The following is a 7,464-nucleotide window of genomic DNA, read 5'->3' as shown; positions in this document are numbered from 1 at the left end:
AGCAGGCCTGGATCAACGACCCGGCCAAGCGCAGGGAACCCGCACCACAAACCTCATAGCATCACGACCGTCTCACTGGACTTGAAATCTTCCGCTGTCCCTTGTGCCGTGCGCACGGCGACGTGGCCCGCGTGTGCACCTCGCGGCCGTCCGGTGGACGTCATCACTCCCAGCTTCGACGACAGTGCTCCATAGGCGCCTGCGCGCCGGGTTCCAGCCTGAATTTCAACGTCGAAACCAGGAGGTCAGCGATGCCTATTGTCATGGTCGAGAACCGATCCGGCCTCACGCCGGAGATCAAGGCCAGGCTCGCGTCCGACATCACAGATGTCGTACGGGAGGTCATCAAGTCCCCGATGGACCTGATCAGTGTCGTCTTCCACGATCTGACCCCGGACAGCAGCTATCGCTCCGGCGTGTCCACCACAGAGACCTTGATCATCGCCCACATTCGAGCGGGGCGCAGCGACGAGGCGATCGAGCGGCTCTTGAAGGGCATCAGCCAGTCATGGAGCCGGATCACGGGGGACTCCGAGGACCACATCGAACTCGCCGCCGCCGAGTACCCGGCCAAGCGCACCATGCGCGGTGGGGTGCGGCTGCCCGAACCGCCGATCGTCTGAGCCCGATCCGCCGCCTGACCACACCTCCTCGCCTCAAGGAACAAGGTCCCCATGGAACGCCCTGCAACAACGATGCTCACTCCCGAGAAGCCAACCGCCGCCCCGGGCCGGCCCCTGCTTGGCGGCCACCCGGCCATCGCCCACGCAGCGGTACGCGCCGGCCTTCTCGCCTCCTGTTCAGACCAGTCAAGGACCTTCCTGCCTGTCCTCTCCGCGGCTCCGGGGACGCAGTACCTCCAGGCCGTGAGGGGACGAGAGACTGAGGCAGGGGCGGCCTCGTGAGTCGCCCGGCGCGGCCGCCGCAGGACAGTGGGATCGCGCGGTTCACTGCCTGGGCCCGCATCCGCGAGAACCGGCTCTTCCGCGACTACGACGAGCTCTGGCGCTGGTCAGTCGAGGACATCAGTCACTTCTGGGAGGCGCTTTGGGAGTACTACGGCATCCGTACACACGCCCGGTACGAGCAAGCGCTCTCCGAGGCGACCATGCCAGGTGCGTGCTGGTTCCCAGGTGCCCGGCTCAACTACACCGAGCACATCTTGGGCGGCGTCGGGTCGGGTGACGGACCCGCGGAGGACGACATCGCGATCGTGGGCCGCTCGCAGACCATCGGGGACTCGACACTGACCTACGGCCAGCTCCGCGACGCCGTCGCCCGTGCCCGGGCGGGACTGCAGCGCCTCGGTATCGGACCCGGCGACCGCGTCGCTGCCTACCTGCCCAACATCCCCGAGGCAGTCGTGGCCTTCCTCGCCACAGCCAGCCTCGGCGCGATCTGGTCGTCCTGTGCCCCGGAGTTCGGCCCGCGCAGCGTCGTGAACCGCTTCGTTCAGCTCGACCCCACCGTGCTGCTGGTAGTCGGTGGCTACCAGTACGGGGAAAAGGAAGTGGACCGGAGGCCGGAGGTCGCCGCGCTGCGCTCCGAGCTACCCACGGTGCGGCACGTCGTTCAGATCCCCTACGGCCCGCACACGCTCCCGGACACGATGGGCTGGGATGAACTGCTCGCCGAGCACCAGCCCCTGGAGTTCACCCCGGTCGCGTTCGACCATCCCCTGTGGGTGGTGTTCTCCTCCGGCACGACAGGGCGGCCCAAGGCGATCGTGCACGGACACGGCGGGATCCTGCTCGAGCAGCTCAAGACACACGACCTGGTATTCGATACCCGCCCCGGGGACCGCATGCTCTGGTTCACCACCACGGCGTGGATCATGTGGAACACCCTCGTCTCCGGGCTGCTGCGGCGGGCGTCGATCGTACTGTTCGACGGCAACCCACTGTGGCCCGATATCGGCGCGCAGTGGGCGCTGGCCGCTGAGGCCGGTGCCACACTCCTGGGAACCTCGCCCACCTATTTGATGAACTGTCGCAAAGACGGGCTGCGCCCCGAGGGGCACTACGACCTCTCGACGCTGCGGCAGGTGGGCGTCACCGGCTCGCCGCTGCCGGGGGAAGGCGCCTCGTGGGTGGTGGAGCGCCTCGGCGAACAGGTGCTGGTGAACTCCATCAGCGGCGGCACCGATATCTGTGGCGGCTTCGTCGCCGGCAATCCATGGTTGCCAATGGTGCCCGGGGCGATCGCCGGGCGGTGCCTCGGCGTGGACGTCACCACATTCGACCCGGCCGGCCACGAGGTCGCTGGGGAACTCGGGGAACTCGTCGTCCGGCAGCCGATGCCCTCAATGCCGGTCAGCTTCTGGAACGACCAGGGCCACAAAAAGTTCCGCGACGCCTACTTCGACACCTACCCCGGAATCTGGCGACACGGCGACTGGGCGCGGTTCCGAACCGACGGCTCCTGCGAGATCGCAGGCCGCTCCGACGCCACCCTCAACCGAGGTGGCGTCAGACTGGGCACCAGCGAGTTCTACGAAGTCGTCGAGGCACTGCCCGAAGTCATCGACAGCCTGCTGATCCACCTCGAGGACATCGATGGCGGCGCCGGACAGCTCATGCTGTTCCTAGTCCTCGCCCCCAGCTGGAACCTGGACGATACCTTGCTCGCCCGGATCCGCAGAGAACTCAAAACCCAGCTCTCACCCCGGCACATCCCCGACACCATCCGAGCCGTGCCCACGATCCCGCGAACGATCAGCGGCAAAAAGATCGAGACCGCGGTGAAAAAGATCCTGCAGGGAACCGACCCGGCCGCAGTCGTCGATCCGGGGACGCTGGCCGACCCGGCAGCACTGGACGCGATCCGTGCGGCACATAGCGCCTCCGGCAACGGACCGCGCACGGCTCCCTGATGGCAGCCGGAAGTCTTCAAGCAACTCGACCTGGCGAGAGCGCCGATGCCCATTGGCCCGGCATGACCATTCGGGTCATCACCGCTCCGCTCGCCGTCGACGCAGCGCTGAAAGTCAGCGACCAGCTCATCGCGCAGGCCGCCGAGGCCGACCGGCTGCGGGCCACCCATGTCCAGCGCGCCCAGCACCGCGCGGACCTAGCCCGGCGCCGTTACCTCGCCGTCGATCCCGACAACCGGCGGATGGTGGCCGAACGTCTTTTCCAGATCCTGGCGGCGTCCTCCTTCTCGGAGTGCGCGAGGACCAGCACGCCGTCGATGTCCACGATCACCTCGCCGCCCGCGTCCGGGGCCGTCTTGCCGGCCAACCCGCGCCCGCCGGATGGCCGCCAGTGCACGGGGCCCGGCTGCGGCAACGGTGTCGACCAGTCGGGAGACGGTTGGGCCGGAGGCTACCGGCCCGAACACGGCGGGCTCGGCCCGCAGCATCGCCACATCGGCCAGGCAGTCCCCGCCCAACGCCACGGCGAGCGCGACGTCCAGCAGGATCTTGCCGGGATCATGGACCGCGCGTGCCTTGCGCCACGGCGCCAGAGCCGTCGACAGTGCCGTGTCCAGTCCGGTCTTACGTGCGGTCTCGACCAGCAGGACGGCGCCGGACTGTGAGACCACCCCGCGGCCATGGCCCTCAACGCGGACATGCGGGTACGACCCGCTACGCTTCTTCACCTGAGGAGTGCAGATTTCTTGACGACGACCAGGACCCTAGACAAGTCCCATCGCCCCAGGTCAGAGGCATTCCTCGCTCTTTTGATCAATCCTCGGACAGCCCTGCTCGTGAAAGCGCGAGGCTGCCCCAAGGCTAACCCCGACGTTTCTAGACCGGCCTGGCGGCCAGACGTGCCGTCGGCCCATACCGGTGCGCCGGGCCGTGCGCCAGATGGCGCACCATCCCGGTGTGAGCCGGTCTACGACGGGTTGAGACGGCCCGGCACGCGGTGCATGACGGGCAGCGGGTGTGCACGCGCGGACGTGAGGACGGCCCGATCTCCTGCCGGGACTGCGCTGAGACGGCCGCGCGCCTGCCGGCGACGTACGCCTTCACCGAGTTCGCGCGGGTGTGGAACACCCGGCCGCTGCGGCTGCCCGCGCTGAAGCTGGCATCTTCGCTGGTCGGAGTCGATGTCGGAGGGCGCCGTTAGTCTGTTTCCCGGTGCGTACAGGCGCCCGCCTGGTGAGAGACGTGCCCCCGCCGAACTGGAACCCCGGCGGGGGCGCGCTCACGTCTCAGGCCGCTTCGGGCACGTCCTGGGAGCAGGCTGCCCATGCACTAGTACTGCAACCGCATTTGAGGGTTTTGGCCTCCGCGTTTGTAGTGGGATCGGCGGGCTCGGGCCTGGCTGCGGCGTCGGAAGCGTGACCAGCGCAGATGGTGCTCGTTGCTCTGGTGGCGGGGTTTGACCAGGTGGCCCATCAAGCGGCGGATCTCCGGGACGCTCAGGGGTATCAGCTCTTGTTCGTCGTCTGCACTGCCCCTTTTGCGGCTTCTTCGCCACGGACGGCGTTCGACGAGTTCGGGCCGCTCGGCATCCGGCCCACCGCCGGATCATGTTGGGCCGAGCAAGGCCGGCCCGAGCGGCATCCGGCGACCTACCACCGCACCCACGGGGTGCGCTACTTCCACGGCTGCTACTCGATCGGTGACGACACCTTGTGGGGCGTCAACCGCCGCAAGAAGGGCGCCGCGAACACGCTGGCCACACTGAAGTCGATCCGTGCCGCCCGCCCGGACGGCGCCCCGATCTACGTGATCTTGGGCAACCTGTCCGCCCACAAAGGCGCCGACATCCGTCGCTGGGCGAAGAAGAACAAGGTCAAGCTGTGTTTCACCCCGACCTACGCCTCTTGGGCGAACCCGATCGAGGCCCACTTCGGACCACTGCGGCAGTTCACCATCGCTAACTCCGACCACCGCAACCACACCGCGCAGACGCGCGCCCTGCACGCCTACCTGTGCTGGCGCAACAAGAACGCCCGCCATCCCGACGTACTGGCCGCCCAACGACGCGAACGCGCCCGCATCCGCAGCGAGAAGGGCATCCGCTGGGGCGGACGCCCGCTCGCCGTGGTTGCATGACCAAGCGACCCGGTGATCTACCTAGCTGTTCGTCAGGTCCTTGGCCATGACCTGTTCCCTACCCGTGCCATCAGGCAGGAGGTCACCCGGCACACCGGTGTCCGTGAACCCGTGGCGCTCGTAGAGAGCGGCAGCTCTCTTGTTGTCCGGCATCACAGACAAGCGCAGAGACTTGACACCTCGCTCTGTAGCCCACCGTGCAACCTCTCGGATCAGGCAGTCGCCGACCCCTCTGCCCCGGGCCGCGGGACTGACCCACATCGAGATCAGCTCAACGCTGTCCTCTGCCTGATCAACTGGAACGCCGCTGGCCATCCCCGCAGGACGGCCGTCAACTACCGCAACGACATTGTGTGCGCCGGGAATCTCCAGACGGGCACGCCAGCGGTCTTCGCGATCACCAGCTCCCTGCCACTGGGCAAGCGTCGACCCGAACGCGTAGGGCGCCTCCGCCAGGGCTGCCTGCCGCAGTTCCCGCCAGATCGGCCAGTCGTCTGATTCCAAAGTGCGCAATTCAATCATGCCGCAGACCCTGCCGTACTGACGGAAGCGACAGCAACGGGATAACCGTCCGATCTTCCTGCCAAACCGGTGAACCTATGCGGTCACAGCACTAGCCGCAGCCGGTTCGGCCCGTTCGCGGTGAAGTCGCGGCGGACCAGGTCGTCGTGCACCGGCGGACCCGCCTTCTTGATTCTGCCGCGCTTCTTGCCGAACACGCTCCACCAGCGGTTGTCCCGGCAGATCCGCCACGCGGTCCGGTCCGCCATCCGGGCCCCGGCACCACGGGCTTCATCGGCCAGGAAGCGGTAGCCGGATTCAGGGTCGTCGCGGTGGGCGTCGAAGAGCGCTTTCGCGCGGTATGCCTCCTCCAGCACGGTGTCGGTCACCGGCTTGTCGAGCCAGCGGTAGTAAGGCTGTCTGGCGAGCTTCAGGCCCGGCACGTGACCGCGACGGGCGTCCCGTCCGCGGCCAGCTCCTTCACGAGCGGGTAGATCCTTTTCCCGGCAGATGGGCCTGCGACAGATAGGCCGCGGCCCGGCGCAGGACCTCGTTCTCCTGCTCCAGCAGCTTGATCCGCCGCCGGGCTTCCCGCAGTTCCGCGCTGTCCTGGCTGGTCACTCCGGGCTTGGTCCCGTCATCGATGTCCGCCCGGCGCATCCATTTCCACAACGTCATCGGGTGGACCCCAAAGTCGGTGGCCACCTGCTCCACTGTCACACCCGGGCCGCGGTTCCTCGCGACCCGCACGACGTCCTGGCGGAACTCTTCGGGATAAGGCTTGGGCACAGCGACATCCTTTCCACCCGCCCTACAGGGCAAGCCAGTTCAGATGTCACCCGATCGTGCGGCAGACCCGTCTGGACAGCACCGGGGTGGCGGCGCTGATGATCGTATTCGGCGCGGGCGGCTTCACCGGCGGGCGTGTCATCGGCTCGGTGCTCGCCCGGCACGCGCTGGCGAAGGTGCTGCGCACGGTGCTCGTCCTGATCGCCGTGTTCCTCGGGGTACTCACCGCACTGACCGTGGCACATGTGCAGCAGCCGACCCGGATCATCGCGTTCCCGCTGCTCTTCGCCTTCGGCGTGGCCTGGTGGTCGGGCGGTATCAGCCAGCAGAGATCCCCGCATGGGGGGAGAGTGTGGCCGTGCTTTGAACCGTGACCCCTATCGGTCCTTGGGCATCATGCCCGACCGCCCACGTCCAAGATCGACCGGACCGGTCCTGGTTAGGGCTTGGTCAGGTGCGTATTGGTGTGGGTATGTCGCGGTGGCAGGTCGGGCAGGCGCCGGTCCAGGCTGCGAGGAGTGTCTGTAGCTCGCGGACGGCCTGGTGGAGGCTCAGGCCGGCGCCGCGTCTTTGGGGGCCCGGGTCAGTCGTTGCAGGGTGCGGAAGGCATGAGCGACGGAGACGAGGGTGACGTGGTGGTGCCAGCCGCCCCAGGTCCGGCTCTCGAAGTGGGACAGGCCCAGGGCCTGCTTCATCTCCCGGTAGTCGTGCTCGATGCGCCGGCGGAGCTTGGCGAGCCGGACCAGTGTGGCCAGTGGCATGCCGGAGGGCAGGTCGGACAGCCAGAACTGCACGGGCTCGGGCGCGCCGGCAGGCCATTGGGCCAGCAGCCGGCACTCCGGCAGCTCCGGGCCGTCGGTGGCCTGCCGGACCTCGTGTCCGGCAGGCCGGATGCGCAGGGCCACGAAGCGGGAGTACATCCGCTTGCGGCCGGAGCGGCCGGAGCGGCCGGTGCCGGGCCGGGAGCCTTCCCGCCATTGCACGGGCCGAGCTGCCTTCCGTCCTGCCGCGATGAGCAGTTCCTTCACCGACTGCGGTTTGCCGGGATACCTGGTCACCGGCGGGCGCCCGGTCCCGGAGTACGGCTCGGTCACCGGCGCCGCGTCGGCGGGCTGAGCCGGCAGCGTGCTGGAGATTCCCGCGACGTAGTTCAGGCCGCGGGCCTG

Annotated in this window: 7 protein-coding genes and 2 pseudogenes; 4 read left to right on the top strand and 5 right to left on the bottom strand. The window is 68.0% G+C overall.

All coding sequences use genetic code 11. The features are described 5' to 3' along the window. The first annotated feature begins 251 nt into the window (after positions 1 to 251). Entirely contained in the window at positions 252 to 623 is a 372-nt protein-coding gene (locus AB0L95_RS41460; RefSeq protein WP_365171769.1) for a tautomerase family protein, read from the top strand. 278 nt (positions 624 to 901) lie between these two features. After that, positions 902 to 2,872 carry an acetoacetate--CoA ligase gene (locus AB0L95_RS41455; RefSeq protein WP_365171767.1) on the top strand — a complete coding sequence of 657 codons (1,971 nt, stop codon included), beginning with the start codon at positions 902 to 904 and terminating at the stop codon, positions 2,870 to 2,872. 239 nt (positions 2,873 to 3,111) lie between these two features. On the opposite strand, the pseudogene AB0L95_RS41450 reads toward AB0L95_RS41455, so the two are convergent. Next, positions 3,112 to 3,600: pseudogene (locus tag AB0L95_RS41450) on the bottom strand (transposase); the annotation flags it as partial. An 832-nt stretch (positions 3,601 to 4,432) separates the two neighbouring features. On the opposite strand from AB0L95_RS41450, the pseudogene AB0L95_RS41445 reads away from it, so the two are divergent. Beyond that, positions 4,433 to 5,008 (top strand): annotated as a pseudogene (locus AB0L95_RS41445) (transposase); the annotation flags it as partial. A gap of 21 nt (positions 5,009 to 5,029) precedes the next feature. On the opposite strand, the gene AB0L95_RS41440 reads toward AB0L95_RS41445, so the two are convergent. The 3 genes from AB0L95_RS41440 to AB0L95_RS41430 form a co-directional block, all read right to left on the bottom strand. After that, positions 5,030 to 5,530: a GNAT family N-acetyltransferase gene (locus AB0L95_RS41440; RefSeq protein ID WP_365171765.1), complete on the bottom strand. Its 501-nt coding sequence runs from the start codon at positions 5,528 to 5,530 to the stop codon at positions 5,030 to 5,032. A gap of 83 nt (positions 5,531 to 5,613) precedes the next feature. Beyond that, positions 5,614 to 5,952, bottom strand: a complete 339-nt coding sequence (locus tag AB0L95_RS41435; protein WP_365171763.1) for a hypothetical protein — start codon at positions 5,950 to 5,952, stop codon at positions 5,614 to 5,616. Between the two features lie 37 nt (positions 5,953 to 5,989). Beyond that, a complete protein-coding gene (locus AB0L95_RS41430) occupies positions 5,990 to 6,298 on the bottom strand; it encodes an IS3 family transposase (RefSeq protein ID WP_053728476.1) in 309 nt (102 codons plus the stop codon). Between the two features lie 56 nt (positions 6,299 to 6,354). Here AB0L95_RS41430 and AB0L95_RS41425 point away from each other — a divergent pair, with 56 nt between their 5' ends. Further along, positions 6,355 to 6,672, top strand: a complete 318-nt coding sequence (locus AB0L95_RS41425; RefSeq protein ID WP_365171760.1) for a hypothetical protein — start codon at positions 6,355 to 6,357, stop codon at positions 6,670 to 6,672. Positions 6,673 to 6,849: 177 nt separating this feature from the next. Here AB0L95_RS41425 and AB0L95_RS41420 read toward each other — a convergent pair. Next, positions 6,850 to 7,464: transposase (locus AB0L95_RS41420; protein WP_365171758.1), on the bottom strand; the 615-nt coding region annotated here is incomplete at its 5' end.

Source organism: Streptomyces sp. NPDC052036 (genome assembly GCF_040680495.1).
In the GTDB taxonomy this organism is placed as follows: Bacteria; Actinomycetota; Actinomycetes; order Streptomycetales; family Streptomycetaceae; genus Streptomyces.
Note: the sequence above shows the minus strand (reverse complement) of the source record. Positions and strands in the feature narration are given on the sequence as shown.

What these genes read in the sequence shown, in the direction of transcription:
- AB0L95_RS41460 (WP_365171769.1), top strand. Translation starts at nt 252, where the DNA reads ATGCCTATTGTCATGGTCGAGAACCGATCCGGCCTCACGCCGGAGATC.
- AB0L95_RS41440 (WP_365171765.1), bottom strand. Translation starts at nt 5,530, where the DNA reads ATGATTGAATTGCGCACTTTGGAATCAGACGACTGGCCGATCTGGCGG.